Source organism: Streptomyces sp. NPDC014889 (genome assembly GCF_043081205.1).
In the GTDB taxonomy this organism is placed as follows: domain Bacteria; phylum Actinomycetota; class Actinomycetes; order Streptomycetales; family Streptomycetaceae; genus Streptomyces.
The window spans coordinates 36,185-56,686 of sequence record NZ_JBIBWH010000025.1; the positions used below are offsets into that span (position 1 = coordinate 36,185).

Consider the following 20,502-nt stretch of genomic DNA (forward strand, 5'->3'; position numbering starts at 1 on the left):
CTCCGGGCGCTCGCGCAGCGCCCCGACGCGTGTACGGCTCGTATCCTTGGTCGGCATTCCATCCTCGTACGTGCGCAGGGCCCCGAGCCGGTGCACGCGTCGGCATGAGAGAGGTCGCGCGGTGAGTCAGCCGAGCCGGTACCCGAGTCAGAGCCGCAGCGCGGCGCAGATCCCGGTCGTGGTGCTCGCCGGTTTTCTCGGCTCGGGCAAGACCACCCTCCTCAACCATCTGCTGCACCGCAGCGGAGGCAGCCGCATCGGCGCGATCGTCAACGACTTCGGGGCCGTCGAGATCGACGCCATGGCGGTCGCGGGAGCCCTCGGCGACTCCACCATCTCCCTCGGTAACGGGTGCCTGTGCTGCGCGGTCGACGCCGGTGAACTCGACGTGTACCTGGACCGGTTGACGAGCCCGGCCGCCGGTGTCGACGTCGTCGTCATCGAGGCCAGCGGGCTCGCCGAACCCCAGGAACTGGTCCGCATGGTCCTGGCGAGCGAGAACCCCCGGGTCGTCTACGGCGGGCTCGTCGAGGTCGTGGACGCCGCCGAGTTCGGCGACACCCGGGCGAGGCACCCCGAGATCGACCGGCATCTGGCGCTCGCCGACCTGGTCGTCGTCAACAAGACCGACCGGGCCGCCGGCGGCGAGAAGGTGATCGCACTCGTCCGGTCCCTGGTCGACGGGGCCGCCGTCGTCCCGGCCTCGTACGGCAGGGTGGACCCCGAGTTCCTCTTCGACTGCCGGCCGAGCGAGCAGCGGGTCGGGCAGCTCTCCTTCGACGACCTGCACACGTCCGACGCGGACGAGGACCACGACCTCCACGCCGGGCATCTGCACGCCGGCTACGACAGCCTCTCCTTCGTCTCCGACGTGCCGCTCGATCCCCGCCGGCTGATGCGGTTCCTGGACAGCCGCCCCGACGGGCTCTACCGGATCAAGGGGTACGTCGGCTTCGGCCGGCACGATGTGCGCAACCGCTACGCCGTGCACGCCGTCGGGCGCTTCCTGCGCTTCTACCCCGAGCCCTGGCCCAACGGCGACCCCCGCCTCACCCAGCTCGTGCTCATCGGCTCCGGCATCGACGCGGACGCCCTCGGCAAGGAACTGGAGGCGTGCAAGCAGGACACCCCACACGTCGACGAACACGGCATGTGGGGCGTCCTGCGCTACGTACGGGATCCCGACGGACAAGACCCCGACGCCACGGGCTCGCCGCACCCGGACACGGTCATGGACCCGTACCCGGACACGGACCCGGACCCGGTCGAACCCCCGGCCTAAGCCGGCCCGGCGGCCACCGCCACCGTCTTCGGCAACGACACGCCCGAGCCGTCGCGGCGCGGGTCGAGCTCCGGGAGTGAGGCCGGGGTGCCGTTCTTCTGCGCGGCCAGGGCCGGGGTGGGGCCCGCCCAGGCGAAGGCCAGGCAGTCCTCGCCCTTCAGGAACCGCTGGCAGCGCACGCCGCCGGTGGCGCGGCCCTTGCGCGGATACTGGTCGAACGGTGTGACCTTGCCCGTCGTCTGCACGGAATCGTCCAGCGTGCCCCGCGAGCCGGCCACGGTGAGGACGATCGCGTCCGCGGCCGGGTCGACGGCCGTGAACGAGATGACCTTGGCGCCCTCGGTGAGCTTGATGCCGGCCACGCCGCCGGCCGGGCGGCCCTGCGGGCGGACCTGGGAGGCCTGGTAGCGCAGGAGCTGGGCGTCGTCCGTGATGAAGACCAGGTCCTCCTCACCGGTGCGCAGCTCGACCGCGCCGACGATCCGGTCACCCTCCTTGAGCGTGATGACTTCCAACTCCTCCTTGCTGGAGGGGTAGTCGGGCACGACCCGCTTGACGACACCCTGTTCCGTGCCGAGCGCCAGGCCCGGCGACGACTCGTCCAGCGTGGTCAGGCAGACCACGGTCTCGTCGTCCTCCAGGGAGACGAACTCCGCCAGCGGCGCCCCGCCGGCGAGGTTCGGCGCCGACGTCGTCTCCGGAAGCTGGGGCAGGTCGACGACGTTCACACGGAGCAGACGGCCCGCCGACGTCACCACGCCCACCTCGCCCCGGGCGGTCGCCGGGACCGCCGAGACGATCACGTCGTGCTTCTGGCGCTTGCCGTCCGCGCCCCGCGCGAACGGCTCGCCGTTCGCCGTGCGGGCCATCAGACCCGTCGAGGACAGCAGGACGCGGCACGGGTCGTCCGCCACCTGCAACGGCACCACGGCGGCCGGGGAGTCGCTCGCCTCCAGCAGCATCGTGCGCCGGGGAGTGCCGAACTTCTTGGCGACCGCGGCCAGTTCGGCCGAGACCAGCTTGCGCAGCTCCGCGTCGGACTCCAGGATCCGGGTCAGCTCCTCGATCTCCGCGATGAGCCTGTCCTTCTCCGCCTCCAGCTCGATGCGGTCGTACTTGGTCAGCCGGCGCAGCGGGGTGTCGAGGATGTACTGGGTCTGGACATCGCTCAGCGAGAAGCGCCGCATCAGGCGCTCCTTGGCCTGCGCGGAGTTCTCACTGGAGCGGATCAGACGGATGACCTCGTCGATGTCCACCAGTGCGGTGAGCAGGCCCTCCACCAGGTGCAGCCGGTCGCGCCGCTTGCTCCGGCGGTACTCGCTGCGGCGCCGTACGACGTTGAAGCGGTGGTCGAGGTAGACCTCCAGCAGCTCCTTAAGACCGAGCGTGAGGGGCTGGCCGTCGACCAGGGCGACGTTGTTGATGCCGAAGGACTCCTCCATAGGCGTCAGCTTGTAGAGCTGCTCCAGGACGGCCTCCGGCACGAAGCCGTTCTTGATCTCGATGACCAGGCGCAGTCCGTGCTCGCGGTCGGTGAGGTCCTTGACGTCGGCGATGCCCTGGACCTTCTTCGAACCGACCAGATCCTTGATCTTGGCGATCACCTTCTCCGGGCCCACGGAGAAGGGCAGCTCGGTGACGACCAGCCCCTTGCGGCGCGCCGTCACGGTCTCCACCGAGACCGTCGCGCGGATCTTGAAGGTGCCGCGGCCGCTCTCGTAGGCGTCCCTGATTCCGGACAGGCCGACGATCCGGCCGCCGGTGGGCAGGTCGGGGCCCGGAACGTGCCGCATCAGGGCGTCCAGGTCCGCGTTCGGGTGGCGGATCAGGTGGCGGGCGGCCGCGATGACCTCGTTGAGGTTGTGCGGGGGCATGTTCGTGGCCATGCCGACGGCGATGCCGGACGCGCCGTTCACCAGCAGGTTCGGGAAGGCGGCCGGCAGGGCCACCGGCTCCTGCTCCTGGCCGTCGTAGTTGGGAGCGAAGTCGACGGTGTCCTCGTCGATGGACTCCGTCATCAGGCCGGTGGCCTCGGCCATCCGGCACTCGGTGTACCGCATGGCGGCCGGCGGGTCGTCGTTGCCCAGCGAGCCGAAGTTGCCGTGGCCGTCGACCAAGGGGACACGCATCGAGAAGGGCTGGGTCAGGCGCACCAGGGCGTCGTAGATCGACGCGTCGCCGTGCGGGTGCAGCTTGCCCATGACCTCGCCGACGACGCGGGCGCACTTCACGTAGCCGCGGTCGGGACGCAGCCCCATCTCGTTCATCTGGTAGACGATGCGGCGGTGCACCGGCTTGAGCCCGTCCCGGGCGTCCGGCAGCGCCCGGGAGTAGATGACCGAATACGCGTACTCGAGGAAGGAGCCCTGCATCTCGTCGACGACGTCGATGTCGAGGATCCTCTCCTCGTACGAGTCGTCGGGCGGCGGGGTCTTCGTGCTGCGGCGGGCCATCGCTGCCGGCTCCTTGCTGAAGCGTGGACGGGATCTGACGCCGACCATTGTGGACCGCGCGACTGACAACCCGGACCACGCCCCGTCCCCACAGGGCACGTTCCGCCCTCCCGCCCCGGCCCGGGACCCTCCGGCCGTCCCGTGGCCCCTGGTGGCAGTGGCGCCTGTGATGCCGCTGCGAACTGCGGGGACGCCCCGTTCCGCGGTGCCGCCGCGCGTCGCCTTCCGTCTCGCTCTCGGCGTACGGACCGTGGGAACTTCGCCACGGGTCGTCACGCTTGCATACAGTGGCAGGACCGGCAGGAAAAGGGCGGTTCGCAGACCGCCAACGCGATCGAAGGGACGTACATGCCCAAGGGTCACACGGCCGCAGCCGAGGCAGGCTCCGGCGGCCTGACAGCGACCGAGCACCGCCTGGCCAACGGCCTGCGCGTGGTGCTCTCCGAGGACCACCTGACCCCGGTCGCGGCGGTGTGCCTCTGGTACGACGTCGGCTCGCGCCACGAGGTCAAGGGACGCACCGGCCTGGCTCACCTTTTCGAGCACCTGATGTTCCAGGGCTCCGCCCAGGTCAAGGGCAACGGCCACTTCGAACTGGTGCAGGGCGCGGGCGGCTCGCTCAACGGCACCACCAGCTTCGAGCGCACCAACTACTTCGAGACCATGCCCGCCCATCAGCTGGAGCTCGCCCTCTGGCTGGAGGCCGACCGCATGGGCTCGCTGCTCGCGGCGCTGGACGACGAGTCCATGGAGAACCAGCGGGACGTCGTCAAGAACGAGCGCCGCCAGCGCTACGACAACGTCCCCTACGGCACCGCGTTCGAGCGGCTGACCGCCCTCGCCTACCCGGAGGGCCACCCGTACCACCACACGCCGATCGGGTCCATGGCGGACCTGGACGCGGCCACCCTGGAGGACGCGCGCGCGTTCTTCCGCACGTACTACGCGCCGAACAACGCCGTCCTGTCCGTCGTCGGCGACATCGACCCGGAGCAGACGCTCGCCTGGGTCGAGAAGTACTTCGGCTCCATCGCGTCCCACGACGGCAAGCCCGAGCCCCGCGACGGCGCCCTGCCCGAGGTCATCGGAGAGCAGCTGCGCGAGGTCGTCGAGGAGGAGGTCCCGGCGCGCGCCCTGATGGCCGCCTACCGGCTCCCGCACGACGGCACGCGCGCGTGCGACGCGGCCGACCTGGCGCTCACCATCCTCGGCGGCGGCGAGTCCTCGCGGCTCTACAACCGGCTGGTGCGCCGCGACCGTACGGCCGTCGCGGCCGGTTTCGGCCTGCTGCGGCTGGCCGGTGCGCCCTCCCTGGGCTGGCTGGACGTGAAGACCTCCGGCGACGTCGAGGTGCCCGTCATCGAGTCGGCCATCGACGAGGAGCTGGCCCGGTTCGCGGAACAGGGCCCGACCGCCGAGGAGATGGAGCGCGCCCAGGCCCAGCTGGAGCGCGAGTGGCTGGACCGCCTCGGCACGGTCGCCGGCCGCGCCGACGAACTGTGCCGCTACGCCGTCCTGTTCGGCGACCCGCAGCTCGCCCTGACCGCCGTCGGACGTGTCCTGGAGGTGACGCCCGAGGAGGTGCAGGAGGTCGCCAAGTCCCGCCTGCGTCCCGACAACCGCGCGGTGCTCGTCTACGAGCCGACCGCCGCCGACGCGCAGGACGACGCCCAGGACGCGGACGCCGCGGCCACCGACGAGACCGAGGAGGCGGCGAAGTGACCGAGCTCGCCACGATGGAGTTCCACCCGCAGCCGCAGGCAGGCGCGGCCAGGCCGTGGGCGTTCCCCGCCCCCGAGCGCGGGACGCTGGACAACGGCCTGACGGTGCTGCGCTGCCACCGCCCCGGCCAGCAGGTCGTCGCCGTCGAGGTGCTGCTGGACGCGCCCCTGGAGGCGGAGCCGGCCGGCCTGGACGGCGTCGCCACGATCATGGCGCGGGCCTTCTCCGAGGGCACCGACAAGCACTCCGCCGAGGAGTTCGCCGCCGAGCTGGAGCGCGCGGGCGCCACCCTCGACGCGCACGCCGACCACCCCGGCGTACGGCTGAGCCTGGAGGTCCCCGCCTCCCGACTGGCCAAGGGGCTCGGCCTGCTGTCCGACGCCCTCAGGGCGCCCGCGTTCGCCGACTCCGAGGTGGAGCGGCTGGTGCGCAACCGGCTCGACGAGATCCCGCACGAGCTGGCCAACCCGGCCCGCCGCGCCGCCAAGGAGCTGTCCAAGGAGCTCTTCCCGGCGGACGCGCGCATGTCGCGTCCGCGCCAGGGCACCGAGGAGACGGTCGGCGCCATCGACTCGGCGGCCGTCCGTGCCTTCTACGACCGGCACGTGCGCCCGGCCACGGCCACCGCCGTGGTCGTCGGCGACCTCACCGGCGTCGACCTCGACGAGCTGCTGGGCCGGACCCTGGGCGCCTGGACCGGCGCGCCCGCCAAGCCGCGGCCCGTGCCGCCGGTGACCGCCGACGACACCGGCCGTGTGGTCATCGTGGACCGGCCCGGCGCCGTCCAGACTCAGTTGCTCATCGGCCGGATCGGTTCCGACCGGCACGCCCGCGTGTGGCCCGCCCAGGTGCTCGGCACCTACTGCCTCGGCGGCACCCTCACCTCCCGCCTGGACCGCGTCCTGCGCGAGGAGAAGGGCTACACCTACGGGGTGCGGGCGTTCGGCCAGGTGATGCGCTCGGCCCCCGACGGCTCGGGCGCCGCGATGCTCGCCATCAGCGGCTCGGTCGACACCCCGAACACCGGCCCGGCCCTGGACGACCTGTTCACGGTGCTGCGCAAGCTCGCCGCGGAGGGTCTCACCGACCCCGAGCGCGACGTCGCCGTGCAGAACCTCGTCGGCGTGGCGCCGCTGAAGTACGAGACGGCCGCCGCCGTCGCGGGCACGCTGGCCGACCAGGTCGAGCAGCACCTGCCGGACGACTACCAGGCGACGCTCTATCAGCAGCTCGCCGCCACCGGCACGGTGGAGGCCACCGCGGCCGTCGTCAACGCCTTCCCGGTGGACCGTCTGGTGACGGTCCTCGTCGGCGACGCGGCGCAGATCAAGGAGCCCGTCGAGGCCCTGGGCGTCGGCCGGGTCACGGTCGTCGAGGCCGAGTAGCGGCACACACGAACGCGGGGCCCTGGTGACCGAAGCGTCACCAGGGCCCTGTGTTGTCCTGATCTTGTCCGAATTGAGGGGGAGACCGCCTGTCTGCCCTGTGGTATGCGCTACAAAACATCTGATCCGTTTGGGAATTGAAAGCGGCCCCGTTTAGCGTCGGTCCGGCTGTTCGTCGGGCAGTGCGCCGCGTCCGCGGCACCGGACAGTCATCGCCGAGTCCCCGTACGGCGCGAGCCAGGGGAGCCGGGGACCCATCGTCCCTGGGGTGAATCGGACGCCCGCGCGCCACGCGAGGGGGCCGTAGGAGACCTTCCTGCTCCGAACCCGTCAGCTAACCCGGTAGGCGACAGGGAAGGAAAGGACCCACGTCTCCATGGCGTTCACCCGCGCCGCCGGGAAGCACCGACGGCCGAGCCGGATGCACCGCACCACCGCCCGCGCGGCGGGCGTCGCGGCCCTGGCCACCACCGGTGTCATCGGCACCCTCGCCGCCCCGGCCCTCGCGGCGGAGGCCCCCGCCCTCGAGGACACCGGCCTCACCCCGGTCGTCACCATCGGCGACAGCGTCGCCGAGAAGATCGACGCCCAGTCCGTCGCCCAGCACCGTGCCGCCGCGCGCAAGGAGGCCGAGAAGGCCGCGCGCGAGAAGGCCGCCGAGCAGGCGGCGAAGGAGCGCGAGGCCAAGGCGCGCGCCGCCCGCGCGGCCGAGCGCAAGCGCCTCAACGCCTTCGTGACGCCGATCTTCAACTCGTACATCTCGACCGGCTACCTGACCGGCGGCTACCTGTGGTCGTCCGGCGCCCACACCGGCGTCGACTTCCACGCCGCGAGCGGCACCAGCGTCCACGCGGTCGGCAGCGGCACCGTCGTCGACGCCGGCTGGGGCGGGGCGTACGGGAACCAGATCGTGATCAGGATGGCCGACGGCATGTACACCCAGTACGCGCATCTGTCGTCCGTCCAGGTCTCGGTGGGCCAGCACGTCACCCCGGGCCGGCAGATCGGCCTGTCCGGCGCGACCGGCAACGTCACCGGACCGCACCTGCACTTCGAGGCCCGTACGACCCCGGACTACGGCTCCGACGTCGACCCCGTGGCCTACCTGCGCAAGCACGGCCTCAACGTCTGACCCGCCGCCGGGCGTACCGTCCGGCATCCCCGAAGCCCCGGCTCCCGAGCCGGGGCTTCCGGTTTCCCCGCGGGCTTCCGGAGGCCCCCCGCCGGGCACGCCGAAGCCGTGCCGGCCCGTCCGGGCGGCACGGCTTCGGCGCAGGACCGTTCCTGCTGGTCAGACCGTCTCGGGCAGCTCCTCGAGCCCCTCGGCGACCAGCTTGGCCAGCCGGTCGAGCGCGGCGTCCGCGCCGTCGGCGTCGGAGGCCAGGACGACCTCCTCGCCGCCCTCGGCGCCGAGGCCGAGCACGGCCAGCATGGAGGCCGCGTTGACGGGCGTCCCGTCGGCCTTGGCGATCGTCACCGGGATGCCTGCGGCCGTGGCGGCCCGGACGAAGATGGAGGCGGGGCGGGCGTGGAGACCCTCGGCCCAGCCGACGTTGACGCGGCGCTCAGCCATGTGTTGCTGCCCTTCAGGTGATCAGGGTTGTCTAGACCAGTTTTCCACACGTGGAACAAGTCCGGAGCGGGGGTGTGCGCCGCCCCGGACGGCGTCGGACCGCGGCCTCGGTCCGACGTGTGTCCTCCACAGACTGCCTCGCGCCGCTGTCGGACGCGAGCCGTACGCTGGGGCCCATGCAGACCTCGCCGGACCGGCACGAGTACCCCGCCCACTGGGAGGCCGACGTGGTGCTGCGTGACGGAGGTACCGCACGGATCCGCCCCATCACCGCCGATGACGCCGGCCGTCTGGTCAGCTTCTACGAACAGGTGTCGGACGAGTCCAAGTATTACCGCTTCTTCGCGCCCTACCCGCGGCTGTCCGCGAAGGACGTCCACCGCTTCACGCACCACGACTTCGTGGACCGGGTGGGACTCGCGGCCACCGTCGGCGGCGAGTTCATCGCCACCGTGCGCTACGACCGCATCGGCGCGGACGGCATGCCGGCCTCGGCGCCCTCCGACGAGGCCGAGGTCGCCTTCCTGGTGCAGGACGCCCACCAGGGCCGCGGCGTCGCCTCCGCGCTCCTCGAACACATCGCGGCCGTCGCCCGCGAGCGCGGCATCCGCCGCTTCACCGCCGAGGTGCTGCCGGCCAACACCAAGATGATCAAGGTGTTCACGGACGCCGGGTACACCCAGAAGCGCAGCTTCGAGGACGGCGTCGTGCACCTGGAGTTCGGCATCGAGCCGACCGACCGCTCGCTGGCCGTGCAGCAGGCACGGGAGCAGCGGGCCGAGGCGCGGTCGGTACGGCGGCTGCTCGTGCCGGGCTCGGTCGCCGTCATCGGGGTGGGCCGCACGCGCGGCGGCGTCGGCCGCGGCATCCTCGACAACATCCGCGACGCCGGGTTCACGGGCCGGCTCCACGCCGTGAACCGGGCCTTCGGCGAGGACTGCCGGGAGATCGACGGGGTGCCCGCCCACCGCTCGGTGCGGGACATCGACGGGCCCGTGGACCTGGCCGTCGTCGCCGTACCGGCCGAGCACGTCCCGGACGCCGTCGCCGAGTGCGGCGAGCACGGGGTGCAGGGACTCGTCGTGATCTCCGCGGGCTACGCGGAGAGCGGCCCCGAGGGACGCGAGCGGCAGCGCGCGCTCGTCCGGCAGGCGCGCTCGTACGGCATGCGGATCATCGGGCCCAACACCTTCGGGATCATCAACACCTCGCCGGACGTCCGGCTCAACGCCTCCCTCGCCCCCGAGCTGCCCCGGCCCGGCCGTATCGGTCTCTTCGCCCAGTCCGGGGCCATCGGCATCGCGCTGCTGTCCCGGCTGCACCGGCGCGGCGGCGGTGTCACCGGGGTCACGGGCGTGTCGACCTTCGTGTCGGCCGGCAACAGGGCGGACGTCTCGGGCAACGACGTCATGCAGTTCTGGTACGACGACCCCGACACCGACGTCGCCCTGATGTACCTGGAGTCCATCGGCAACCCGCGCAAGTTCACCCGCCTGGCCCGGCGTACGGCGGCGGTGAAGCCGCTGGTCGTGGTGCAGAGCGCGGGCTCCGCCCCGCAGGGGCACGCGGTACGGGCGACCCGGCTGCCGCACGCGACGGTGTCCGCGCTGCTGCGGCAGGCCGGAGTGATCCGGGTCGACACCATCACCGAACTGGTCGACACCGGCCTGCTGCTCGCCCGGCAGCCGCTGCCGCCGGGGCCGCGGGTGGCGATCCTCGGCAACTCCGAGTCGCTGGGAGTGCTGACCTACGACCGCTGTCTCGCGGAGGGGCTGCGCCCCCAGCCGCCGCGCGACCTGACGACGGCGGCCTCGGCGGAGGACTTCCGGGTCGCGCTGTCCGGGGCGCTCGCCGACGAGACCGCCGACGCGGTGGTCGTCACGCTGATACCGGCGGTGGGGGAGGACGCCGCCGAGGACACGGCCCTGGCCGAGGCCCTGCGCTCGGCCGCACAGGAGGTCCCCGGCAAGCCGGTCCTGGTGGTCCACGTCGAGTTCGGCGACCTGGCAGAAGCCCTGTCCGCCGCCACGAGCACCGCCCCGCCCCCCGGCCCGGGCCCCCAACCACCGGCGACCCCGCTGCTGCCCCCGCCCACGACTCCCGCAGCGGCCCCGGCTTCGCCGGGTCGCCGGGCGGGCGCGGCTTCCGCCGGCGACCCGAACCCCGAGACCGGCACCGGACCCAAGGCAGGCACAGGACCTCAGCGAGGTGCGGGCGCCGCGGCGGCCGAGCCGGTTCCCGCCGGGTCGCGGCTGATCACCGCCTACCCCGCTGCCGAGCGTGCCGTCCGGGCGCTCGCCGAAGCGGTGCGGTACGGGCAGTGGCGGCGTGAGGCCGCGGACCCCGGCAGGGTGCCGGAGTACGAGGACATCGACGAGAAGGGCGCCGCCGCGTTCATCGGCGGACTGCTGGAGCGCGGGCAGGGCCTCACGCTCGGCACGGAGGAGACCTGCGAGCTGCTCGGCCGGTACGGCGTCCATGTGCGCCGGGCCCTGCCCGCCCCCACCCCTGACGCCGCCGCGGAAGCCGCCCGTGCCCTCGGCTACCCCGTCGCCCTGAAGGCCACCGCCCCGCACCTGCGGCACCGGGCCGACCTGGGGGGCGTACGCCTCGACCTCACCGACGAGGAACAACTCCGCTGGGCCTACGCCGAGTTGACCGACCTCTTCGGCAAGCCCGAGGAGGTGCGGCCGGTGGTGCAGGCGATGGCACCCAGAGGGGTCGACACCGTCGTGCGCGCGGTCATCGACCCGGCGGCCGGCGCGGTGCTCTCCTTCGGGCTCGCCGGGGTCGCCTCACAACTGCTCGGCGACATGGCGCACCGGCTGGTCCCGGTCACCGACCGCGAGGCCACCTCCCTGATCCGCTCCATCCGCACGGCCCCCCTGCTCTTCGGCTGGCGCGGCTCGGCCCCGGTCGACACCCCCGCCCTTCAGGAGCTGCTGCTGCGCGTGTCACGGCTGGTCCACGACCACCCGGAGGTCGTCGCCGTCACCCTGGAGCCGGTCGTCGTCGCCCCGCGCGGGCTGACCGTCCTCGACGCCTCCGTGCGCCTGGCACCCCCGCCCGCCCGCGACGACCTCGGCCCGCGCACGCTCCCGGTGTACTGACCGGGGCTCGTCGCTCCGCGGCGGTGCCTCGCAGTCAGTGCGCCCCCGTAGGATGGACGGCATGGCCAAGACCAGTACGACGACCCAGGGGCTGCGTTCGGCGATCGAACGCAGCGGCTACTACCCGGCTCTCGTGGCCGAGGCGGTGGAGGCCGCCGTGGGCGGGGAGCCCATCCGGTCGTATCTGGTCCACCAGGAGACCACGTTCGACCAGAACGAGGTGCGGCGGCACGTGACGGTGCTCGTCCTCACCGGCAACCGCTTCATCGTCAGCCACACCGACGAGCAGGCCGCCGACAGCACCTCCCCGACGCCGTACGCCACCACGTCCACCGAGTCGGTCAAGCTCGACCGGATCTCGTCGGTCGTGGTCAGCCGCGTGGTCGCCAACCCGGAGCAGTACACGCCGGGCACACTGCCGCGCGAGGTCGTGCTGACCATCGGCTGGGGCGCCGTGTCCCGTATCGACCTGGAGCCCGCCGCCTGCGGCGACCCCAACTGCGAGGCCGACCACGGCTACACGGGCAACTCGACGGCGGACGACCTCAGCCTGCGCGTCAGCGAGGCCGGCGACGGTCCCGAGACGGTCCGGCAGGCCCTCGCCTTCGCCCAGGCCATCTCCGAGGCCACAGCGGACCCGACCCGCTGATGACCCGCCCCTATTCCCCCGACGACGCCACCGCCTGGGGCCACCCGGAGCCGCTGGCCGTCGCGTCCGCACCCGTCCCGGCGTACGGAACCGGCTCGCTCGCCGACCTGCTGCCCACGCTGGCCGCCGGCATGGGCGTCCCGCGGATGACGGCCACGATCGACGAGCTGGCCCCCGTCGACCGCGCCTGCGTCTTCCTGATCGACGGCCTCGGCTGGGAGCAGCTGAAGGCCCACCCGGTGGACGCCCCGTACCTGACCTCCCTGCTCGGCAGCTCCCGCGGCGGCACCGGCCGCCCGATCACCGCCGGATACCCGGCGACCACGGCGACCTCGCTCGCCTCCGTCGGCACCGGCCTGCCCCCGGGCGCGCACGGCCTGCCCGGCTACACCGTGCGCAACCCGGCGACCGGCGGGCTGATGAACCAGTTGCGCTGGCAGCCGTACACCGATCCGCGCGCCTGGCAGCCCCACCCCACGGTCTTCCAGCTCGCCCAGCAGGCGGGCGTGCACGCCGCCCAGGTGTCCTCCCCGGCCTTCCAGAACACCCCGCTGACCAAGGTCGCGCTCAGCGGCGGCACCTTCCTGGGACGGCTGACCGGCGAGGAGCGCATGGACCTCGCGGCCGAGCAGCTCGCCGCCGCCGACCGGGCCCTGGTCTACACGTACTACTCCGAACTGGACGGCGCCGGCCACCGCTACGGCGTCGACTCCGACACCTGGCGCGGACAGCTCATGCACGTCGACCGGCTGGTCCAGCGCCTGGCCGAGCAGCTCCCGCCGCACAGCGCGCTCTACGTCACCGCCGACCACGGCATGGTCGACATCCCGTTCGACGAGCAGCACCGCATCGACTTCGACGAGGACTGGGAGCTGCGCGCGGGCGTCGCCCTGCTCGGCGGCGAGGGACGCGCGCGGCACGTGTACGCGGTGCCGGGCGCCGAGGACGACGTCCTCACCTGCTGGCGCGAGGTGCTCGGCGAGCAGTTCTGGGTCGCCTCCCGGGACGAGGCGGTCGCGGCGGGCTGGTTCGGGCCGCGCGTCGACGAGCGGGTGCACGCCCGGATCGGCGACGTGATCGCCGCAGCCCGCGACGAGGTCCTGCTCATCGCCTCCGAGCAGGAGCCGAAGGAGTCGCTGATGGTCGGCAACCACGGTTCGATGACCCCTGCCGAGCAACTGGTCCCCCTGCTGGAAGTACGCTCCTGACGCCCCTTCCCGCCCCACTGGCTCACCCCCACCGCCCTCCACACTCGCCGAAAGGTTCCCAACTGCTCATGCCCGAGCTGGTGTTCTTCTCCGGAACCATGGACTGCGGGAAGTCGACACTGGCTCTCCAGATCGAGCACAACCGCTCCGCGCGCGGACTGGTGGGCATGATCTTCACCCGTGACGACCGGGCCGGCGAGGGCAAGCTGTCCTCACGCCTCGGCCTGGTGACGGACGCGGTGGAGGTCGAGGACGGCGTGGACCTGTACGGCTACATCGTCGAGCACCTCTCGCAGGGCCGGCGCGCGGACTACGTGATCGCGGACGAGGCGCAGTTCCTCGCGCCCGAGCAGATCGACCAGCTCGCGCGTGTGGTCGACGACCTGGAGATGGACGTCTACGCGTTCGGCATCACCACGGACTTCCGCTCCAAGCTGTTCCCCGGCTCCCAGCGCCTGGTCGAACTGGCCGACCGCGTCGAGGTCCTCCAGGTCGAGGCCCTGTGCTGGTGCGGCGCCCGCGCCACCCACAACGCCCGCACCGTGGGCGGCGTCATGGTCGTCGAGGGCGCCCAGGTCTTCGTCGGCGACGTGACCCGCTCCATGGACGAGATCGGCTACGAGGTCCTGTGCCGCCGCCACCACCGCCGCCGCATGACAGCCGCCTCGGCCCGCGCGGCGGCACTGTCCCCGGACGTCCTGCCCGTGACCGCGGACTGACCGAGCGCCTGCACCTGCCTCAGAGCGGCAGACGCGCAGCTCCGACGAAGCCGGCCCACGCTTCACGTGAGACGGTGAGGACGGGTCCGGCGGTGGCCTTGGAGTCGCGGACGTGCACAACTGCCGTAGCGGATGCGACCTCTACGCATTCGCCGCCTTCGGCTCCGCTGTAGCTGCTCTTGAACCAGGTGAGGCCGGAGACAACAGTCGAGGACTCAGCGTTGTTCATAGCTCTCCCAGCAACCCTTCGATGAACGCCAGTGACTCTCGGGAAGTGAGAGCCTGTGATCGGATGATCCCATGCCGTCCTTGCGCGTGACCACGGTGAACGGTCCGTCTACACCTGCGTTTTCCTCGCAACCGAGTGGCATGACCTGGATGGCGACGTTCCGCTTCTGTCCGATCAGGAGCAGATGCTCCAACTGCCCTCGCAAGACATCTTTTCCACCGTACGGGTGCCGCAGTACCGCCTCCCCGATCACGAAGCTGAGGAGCGGGGCGGGCCAGCCATCGAGGATGACCTGGCGGCCCAGCCGTGCTGCGACCCGTTGCTCGATGGTCTCGTCGTCCAGGATCGGGCAGCGCATGGCCAACACGGCTCGCATGTACTCCTCGGTCTGCACCAGTCCGTTGAACACGAGCGTGCTGTACGAGACCAGTTCCATGGCCTCCTTCTCCAGGGTCGCCATCCCCTGAAAGAACACCGGATACTGAGCCCGCTCCACCTGCTCCCTCCACAGGCACAGCACCCCACCCGCGCCCAGCACCTCATCGGCTCGATCGATCGTCTGGGGTGTCGGAATCCGCCGCCCCTGCTCGAACGCCGCGATCGTGGAAGCCGAGTACCCTAGCCGCCTCCCGAACTCCTCGCGATCCAGGCCTTCCCGCACTCGCAGCGTCTTCATGGTCTGCCCGAACGCGAGGAGGACACCGCGTCCGACCTCGTCCTCCGGTCGCCGTCCGGCGCCGTCGTCGTTCTCCCAGCCGTCCCCGAGACTCACGACCGCCCCCGCCTCCGCGCCCTCGTGCCCCGTCATGTGCATCACCGCCTCTTTGGCCCAACGCCCTCGCAGGGGAGCCGTTACGGTGTGTGGCTCCTACTGGGGCGGACAACGCGCGTACAACGGTGCCCTGTCGTCGCGTCACCTCTGGTCACGCTGTGGGACCGACGGAAGCGTGGCCAGCGTGACGAAAGAACCCACCACCCCCTGCGTTGCGTTGCAGGCCGCTCCGGGCCAAGCCTTCGAGATGCGCTTCACCTCCACGTCCCGCGGAGCCCGTCTCGCCCGGCGCCTGGCAGCCGTCCGCCTTGACGCATGGGGAATTCCGTACGGAACCGAGGCGCACGATGCGATCGTGCTGATCGTCGCCGAGCTCACCGCGAACGCGGTGCGGCACGGTCACGTCCCCGGCAGGGACTTCCACCTCGGCCTCCACGCCACGTCCGACGGCGGTACCGTCCGCGTCGAGGTCACCGACACCCGCACCGAACGCCTTCCTCGCGGCCTCAGCGTCCCGGAGGGTGCGGCCAGGGCCGAGGAGGAGACCGGCCGCGGACTGCTCCTCGTATCGCAACTGGCGACCCGCTGGGACTGGCATGCGCGCCCGGACGGCCCGGGCAAGACCGTGTGGGCGGAGTACGCGTTCCCCTCACGGCGCCGGCTGTGAGCCTGTCCGGCCCGCTCGGCGCGGAGTGCACGGTTCGCGCCGAGCAGGCGCGCGCCGTCCTGCGGGCATGGAACGGCTGCAACCTGGGCGCGGGCGAAGAGACTGCTCCAGAGCTTCGATGCCCTTTGTCAATTGGGCCGTGACCGCACCGGTGAGTATGGCTGGGGCATCCTCATTGCGTCAGCGAGGATTGCCTGAAGGCGTGCCTGGCATTCGGCGACGAAGGTGGGGAAGGTGCGCCAGTAATAGGAGATTCCACTGACGCCCACCGCGATGGCCCACGCGCGGGCGCGGGTCCAGGTCACATTGTCGAGATTCAAGGTGTCCCAGTAGGACTGTCGTGCTTGTGGCGGCAGGTCCCAGACCGTGGAGTGCTCGGCGTCGGGAAAGCCGACTGAGAGTCCGCCGAAGTCAATCACTGCGTGGAGCTTGCCTTCTCGGACCAAGAGGTTGGTCGGCTTGAGGTCGCCGTGGAGCCACGCGTGCGGCCCGGAGGGCTCGGGCAGTGCGAGCGCGGCTCGCCACATTTGTTCCAGGGCGTCAACGTCAAGTTCAGAAGCCACGGTGGCTCGGCAGTCCTCGAAGCACCTGCTGATCCACTGGTCGCATGGCGCCAGGCCGCCTCCGCGGTACCAGCTGAGGCCGTCTGTGCGGGTCGCTCCCATGAGGTCGATGCGGTGAAGCTCTCTTACGACCGCCGCCAGATCCGCTCCGAAAGCGGGCCAGTCCCGGACGGTGTCCGGGCCGGCTTCGTCACCGTCGATCCAGCGGTAGACCGACCAGACCAGTGGGAACGCATCAGTGGGTGTCCCGGCGTGGACGGGCTCGGGAATCGGACAGGAAAGGAGGGGTGCCAGGCGAGGAAGCCATTCCTGTTCCTTCCGTACGGACTGTCCGTTGTCGGCGGTCCGTGGAAGTCGCACGAGCAGGTCATCGCCCAGTCGATACATGGTGTTGTCCGTACCTGCGCCCGCGGGCCACAACGGTAGGGCGGCCCACTCCGGGCGCTGCGCCTTCAGCAGTGACCGGACCAGTTCCTCGTCGACTGGGATCTCGTTCTCGTGAAGCGTCACCTCGGAAGTTTCCCCGCTGGATTGAGCAGAACGCCAGTGACTTCTCACTTGGAGGCGGCCGTCGCGGCCCTTGCCCTCTACGAGGTTCTCCGGGCAGGCCGGGGTCACCGTTGAAGAGACCGGTAGGTTTCACCCTCCCGAGTGATCTCCGCGGTCAACACGGGCTGCCGTGCTCACCGTGCGCTCCGAATCAGGGCGAACCGTGCACCCTCGGGATCCGTCACGGTGGCCACGCGGCCTCGGGGGGTGTCCCGGGCGGGGGTGAGGACCCGGCCGCCCAGGTCGAGCACGCGGGCGGTCGCCTCGTCGGTGTCGGTGACCTCGAAGTACGTCATCCAGTGCGGGCCCCGGTCATGGGGCAGGGCCCGGCCCACCCCGTGGACTCCGGCCACCGGGCGGCCGTCGAGGTGCAGGGTCACGCGGTCGACGCCGGCGGAGCCGTCCGGTTTCCGTTCGTAGCCGAACAGCCTGGAGTAGAACGTGGCGACGCCCGCGGTCTCGTAGGTCAGCAGCTCGTGCCACACCGGGGTGCCGGGCAGCGGCCCGGCGGTCTGCGTGCCCGGGCACGTGCGGGCCTGCAACAGGCCGAAAACCGCTCCCCACGGGTCCGAACCGATTGTCAGCCGTCCGACGCCGCCCGCCTCCAGCGGACCCACTCCGACCGTGCCGCCGCACAGCCGTACCGTTTCCGCCGTCAGGTCCACGTCGTCCGAGGCGAGATACGGCGTCCACGCCACGGGCAGGCGCCGGCCGGGCGGCAGTTGTCCGATGCCGCCCACCTCGTGGCCGTTCAGCAGGGCCCGCACGCAGGGGCCCAACCGGCTCGGACCGGGCTGGAACTCCCAGCCGAAGAGGTCCCCGTAGAAGGCCTGCGCGGCGGCCATTCCGTGCACCATCAGGCTCACCCGGCACGGTGTACCGGGCCTGTTCCGGGCAGGTGCCCGGCCGTTCGGGACGCCCGGCTCCGGTGCCTCGGTCATCGTCACCTTCTCCTCGGCCTCCAGGGCCTCTCGACGGCCGCCTCGATTCCGTTCTCCGGACCCCGAGCCGATGCGCCGCCCCCGATGCCGGCCGCGCTTCCCGAGCGCCGGCGGAGCAGGGTCCCGTCCGGAGGGTGCCCGGTGTGCGGTGTCCTGCCCGTTTCCATGCGTTTACCGAAGGATGTCGATCGGCTGTACAGCATGTGGCCGATCACGTACGCCACGTGATCGGAAGTGTCCGGCCGAGCAGACTAGCCCGACCTCGACGATGCGGCCACCCCGTAGGCGAGGATGGAGCCATGAACGCCATCATTTCCGCATCCGATCTCGCGGACGCCCTCGCGGGGCCACGGCCGCCCGTGGTGCTCGACGTCCGCTGGCAGCTCAGCCTGGCCGCGGCTGCGGGCGCGGCGCCCTTCGACGGGCGCGCCGCCCACGCGGCCGGGCACATTCCCGGCGCCGTCTTCGTCGACCTGGACCGCGAACTGGCCTCGGCGCCGGGCGGAAACGGCCGCCACCCGCTGCCCGACCTGGAGGTGTTCGGCGCCGCGATGCGCCGTGCCGGGGTGTCCGAGGCCCGGCCGGTCGTCGTTCACGACGGCGGTCAGGGCTGGGCTGCGGCGCGCGCGTGGTGGCTGCTGCGCTGGACCGGACACCCCGACGTGCGGGTCCTGGACGGCGGCCTCGCGGCCTGGGAGGGCCCGCTGGAGACCGCCGTGCCCGAGCCGGCCGAGGGCGACTTCGTGCCGAAGCCCGGCGCGCTGCCGCTCCTCGACGCCGACGGGGCCGCGGCGCTGGCCCGGTCCGGAGTGCTGTTCGACGCGCGCGCGGGGGAGCGGTACCGGGGCGAGGTGGAGCCGATCGACCCGGTGGGCGGCCACATCCCGGGCGCCGTGTCCGCGCCGACCACCGAGAACGCCGGCCCGGACGGGAAGCTCCTGCCGGCCGAGGAACTACGGGCACGGTTCGCGAAGTTGGGCGCGACCGACGGGCGCGACGTCGGTGTCTACTGCGGCTCCGGCGTCTCCGCGGCGCACGAGGCGCTGGCGCTGGCCGTCGCCGGAATCCCGGCGGCGCTGTATGTCGGCTCGTGGTCGGAGTGGTCCTCGGATCCGTCCCGGCCGGTCGCGGTGGGCCCGGACCCGCAGTGACGGGACCGGCAGTGACGGGACGTCAGGTGCCAGTCGGGGAAAGATACTCCTAACGAGTGACGGTCGTCAGCCGGAACGAACGGCCACCACCGGGCCGCCGGACCACCAGGACCCCGGCGGTGACGCCACGCACAAGGAAGGGCCGCACCCGACGGGGCGCGGCCCTTCCCTTGTACGGCCTTGCTGCCGCTGCCCGCTACTCCTGCTTCTTGCGGCGCGTGCCGAACACGATCTCGTCCCAGCTCGGCACGGCGGCCCGGCGGCCGGGCCGGACCCCGTCGGCCTCGGCCTGGCGGTCGGTGGCGCCGGTGAGGCGGTCGCGGTGGCTGGTGACGGAGCGCGGCATGAGGACGTCCGCGTAGGCGGAGCCGGCCGAGGCCGCGGGGGCCGGGGGCTCCTCGGCCACCAGGTCCTCCTCGGGCTCCTCGACGGGTTCCGGCGCGCGCTCGGGCACCACCAGGTCGCCGCGGAAGCTCGGCACCGCCTCCAGCAGGCTGGTCAGTGTGTCCCGCTCGCCGACGCTCTCCTCGGGGGGCTCGGGCGCCTGTCCCGGCAGCGCCGGACGGTCCCGGTCGAAGGGGCGCTCGCGCGGCAGACGCGCGATACGCGGCACGAACGGAAAGCTGGGTTCCGGGGAACCGAGGTCGTCGGACTCCCCGATCAGGGCGCGGGCCTCGTCGTCGACGGCCTGCACCAGGCGCCGCGGCGGGTCGTACGTCCAGCTCGCCGAGTGGGGTTCGCCCGCGACCCGGTAGACCAGCAGGACCTCCCAGGTGCCGTCGTCGCGGCGCCAGGAGTCCCACTGGACGGTGTCCTTCTCGGCGCCGCGCAGCAGCAGCCGCTCCTGGACGGCCTCGCCGAGCAGCGGACCGGAGTTCTCACCGGGGCGGCGGACCGGGGTCTTGCGGGCGCGCTCGGCCATGAAGGCGCGCTCGGCGAGCACGGGGCCCTCGAAGCGCCGGACCCGGTCGACGGGGATGCCGGCGAGCTGGGCGACCTCTTCCGCGGTCGCGCCCGCTCGTATCCGGGCCTGGATGTCGCGGGGGCGGAGATGGCTCTCCACCTCGATCTCGATCTGGCCGAGGCGGGGACGGTCGCCGCGCACGGCGGCGCGGAGCCGTTCGTCGATCGGAAGCGTGTACTCCGTACTGTCCGCAGCCTTCAGCACCAGCCGTGTGCCGTCATTGGAGACGGCCACGACACGCAGTTCGGGCATGGGGACCTCCCGGGTGGTGCCTGCCGACGTCACGTGCGTCGCTGCTTCCGCTAGTCGAGTGTGGCCTGCCCGGGTGCAGCCTGCCACAACCTTGCCGAGTTGCCCGGCGTGTCGGGCGCGGGCCCTGGAACGCCGTTATGGCACGGTTACCTGTTTGCAACGCTAAGTGACCAACGCCGTCACCCTGTGCAACCAGCCCCCTCCCGGCGGTCCAGCATGGTCCCGGACACCCCGAAGGGAGGCCGGGCCCAGGGCTCATAACGGTACTCCATTCGGGCCACGTGCGTGGATGGGCACGCCGCCCGACTTCTCG

16 protein-coding genes, 1 pseudogene and 1 riboswitch are annotated in these 20,502 nt (G+C 72.1%); of the genes and pseudogenes, 10 read left to right on the plus strand and 7 right to left on the minus strand.

The genetic code is table 11. The features are described 5' to 3' along the window. The first annotated feature begins 121 nt into the window (after positions 1 to 121). A complete protein-coding gene (locus ACF09J_RS33960; protein ID WP_392309320.1) occupies positions 122 to 1,282 on the plus strand; it encodes a CobW family GTP-binding protein in 1,161 nt (386 codons plus the stop codon). On the opposite strand, the gene ACF09J_RS33965 is transcribed toward ACF09J_RS33960, so the two are convergent. Beyond that, the gene (locus ACF09J_RS33965) at positions 1,279 to 3,735 is read right to left on the minus strand and encodes a DNA topoisomerase (ATP-hydrolyzing) subunit A (protein ID WP_392309321.1); all 2,457 of its coding nucleotides are present in this window, start codon (positions 3,733 to 3,735) and stop codon (positions 1,279 to 1,281) included. The two genes, ACF09J_RS33960 and ACF09J_RS33965, sit on opposite strands and share 4 nt — an antisense overlap. 348 nt (positions 3,736 to 4,083) lie before the next feature. Here ACF09J_RS33965 and ACF09J_RS33970 point away from each other — a divergent pair, with 348 nt between their 5' ends. From ACF09J_RS33970 to ACF09J_RS33980, 3 genes are all read left to right on the plus strand, one after another. Further along, positions 4,084 to 5,457, plus strand: a complete 1,374-nt coding sequence (locus ACF09J_RS33970) for a M16 family metallopeptidase (protein ID WP_392309322.1) — start codon at positions 4,084 to 4,086, stop codon at positions 5,455 to 5,457. Next, positions 5,454 to 6,842 carry a M16 family metallopeptidase gene (locus ACF09J_RS33975; protein ID WP_392309323.1) on the plus strand — a complete coding sequence of 463 codons (1,389 nt, stop codon included), beginning with the start codon at positions 5,454 to 5,456 and terminating at the stop codon, positions 6,840 to 6,842. The genes ACF09J_RS33970 and ACF09J_RS33975 overlap by 4 nt, the downstream gene beginning before the upstream one ends. A gap of 203 nt (positions 6,843 to 7,045) precedes the next feature. Then, a riboswitch (cyclic di-AMP (ydaO/yuaA leader) is annotated at positions 7,046 to 7,206 on the plus strand. 12 nt (positions 7,207 to 7,218) lie between these two features. Then, on the plus strand, positions 7,219 to 7,974 hold the full coding sequence (locus tag ACF09J_RS33980) for a M23 family metallopeptidase (RefSeq protein ID WP_392309324.1): 756 nt from the start codon (positions 7,219 to 7,221) through the stop codon (positions 7,972 to 7,974). Between the two features lie 159 nt (positions 7,975 to 8,133). On the opposite strand, the gene ACF09J_RS33985 is transcribed toward ACF09J_RS33980, so the two are convergent. Beyond that, complete coding sequence (locus ACF09J_RS33985) at positions 8,134 to 8,415, minus strand: HPr family phosphocarrier protein (protein WP_100570667.1); 282 nt, start codon at positions 8,413 to 8,415, stop codon at positions 8,134 to 8,136. A gap of 176 nt (positions 8,416 to 8,591) precedes the next feature. Between ACF09J_RS33985 and ACF09J_RS33990 the strand changes: the two genes are divergently transcribed. The 4 genes from ACF09J_RS33990 to ACF09J_RS34005 all read left to right on the plus strand — a co-directional run bounded on the left by ACF09J_RS33990 (position 8,592) and on the right by ACF09J_RS34005 (position 14,101). Continuing rightward, positions 8,592 to 11,525, plus strand: a complete 2,934-nt coding sequence (locus ACF09J_RS33990; protein WP_392309325.1) for a GNAT family N-acetyltransferase — start codon at positions 8,592 to 8,594, stop codon at positions 11,523 to 11,525. A 52-nt stretch (positions 11,526 to 11,577) separates the two neighbouring features. After that, the gene (locus ACF09J_RS33995) at positions 11,578 to 12,174 is read left to right on the plus strand and encodes a DUF5998 family protein (protein ID WP_100570666.1); all 597 of its coding nucleotides are present in this window, start codon (positions 11,578 to 11,580) and stop codon (positions 12,172 to 12,174) included. Then, positions 12,174 to 13,382: an alkaline phosphatase family protein gene (locus ACF09J_RS34000; protein WP_392309326.1), complete on the plus strand. Its 1,209-nt coding sequence runs from the start codon at positions 12,174 to 12,176 to the stop codon at positions 13,380 to 13,382. Before ACF09J_RS33995 ends, ACF09J_RS34000 begins: the two co-directional genes overlap by 1 nt. 68 nt (positions 13,383 to 13,450) lie before the next feature. After that, positions 13,451 to 14,101, plus strand: coding sequence for a thymidine kinase (locus ACF09J_RS34005; RefSeq protein ID WP_392309327.1), 651 nt, complete (start codon positions 13,451 to 13,453; stop codon positions 14,099 to 14,101). 19 nt (positions 14,102 to 14,120) lie between these two features. On the opposite strand, the gene ACF09J_RS34010 is transcribed toward ACF09J_RS34005, so the two are convergent. Next, positions 14,121 to 14,330, minus strand: a complete 210-nt coding sequence (locus ACF09J_RS34010; protein ID WP_392309328.1) for a DUF397 domain-containing protein — start codon at positions 14,328 to 14,330, stop codon at positions 14,121 to 14,123. Continuing rightward, positions 14,327 to 15,138 (minus strand): annotated as a pseudogene (locus tag ACF09J_RS34015) (helix-turn-helix domain-containing protein). The gene ACF09J_RS34010 and the pseudogene ACF09J_RS34015 overlap by 4 nt, the downstream one beginning before the upstream one ends. 211 nt (positions 15,139 to 15,349) lie before the next feature. On the opposite strand from ACF09J_RS34015, the gene ACF09J_RS34020 reads away from it, so the two are divergent. Next, entirely contained in the window at positions 15,350 to 15,769 is a 420-nt protein-coding gene (locus tag ACF09J_RS34020) for an ATP-binding protein (protein ID WP_392309351.1), read from the plus strand. A gap of 128 nt (positions 15,770 to 15,897) precedes the next feature. Here ACF09J_RS34020 and ACF09J_RS34025 read toward each other — a convergent pair whose 3' ends face one another. Beyond that, a complete protein-coding gene (locus tag ACF09J_RS34025; protein ID WP_392309329.1) occupies positions 15,898 to 16,842 on the minus strand; it encodes an aminoglycoside phosphotransferase family protein in 945 nt (314 codons plus the stop codon). Between the two features lie 173 nt (positions 16,843 to 17,015). Continuing rightward, a complete protein-coding gene (locus ACF09J_RS34030; RefSeq protein WP_392309330.1) occupies positions 17,016 to 17,822 on the minus strand; it encodes a VOC family protein in 807 nt (268 codons plus the stop codon). A 299-nt stretch (positions 17,823 to 18,121) separates the two neighbouring features. Between ACF09J_RS34030 and ACF09J_RS34035 the strand changes: the two genes are divergently transcribed. Then, complete coding sequence (locus ACF09J_RS34035; RefSeq protein WP_392309331.1) at positions 18,122 to 18,973, plus strand: sulfurtransferase; 852 nt, start codon at positions 18,122 to 18,124, stop codon at positions 18,971 to 18,973. Between the two features lie 196 nt (positions 18,974 to 19,169). Here the strand turns inward: ACF09J_RS34035 and sepH are convergent, their stop codons facing one another. Next, on the minus strand, positions 19,170 to 20,189 hold the full coding sequence (sepH, locus tag ACF09J_RS34040; protein ID WP_392309332.1) for a septation protein SepH: 1,020 nt from the start codon (positions 20,187 to 20,189) through the stop codon (positions 19,170 to 19,172). Positions 20,190 to 20,502: the final 313 nt, after the last annotated feature.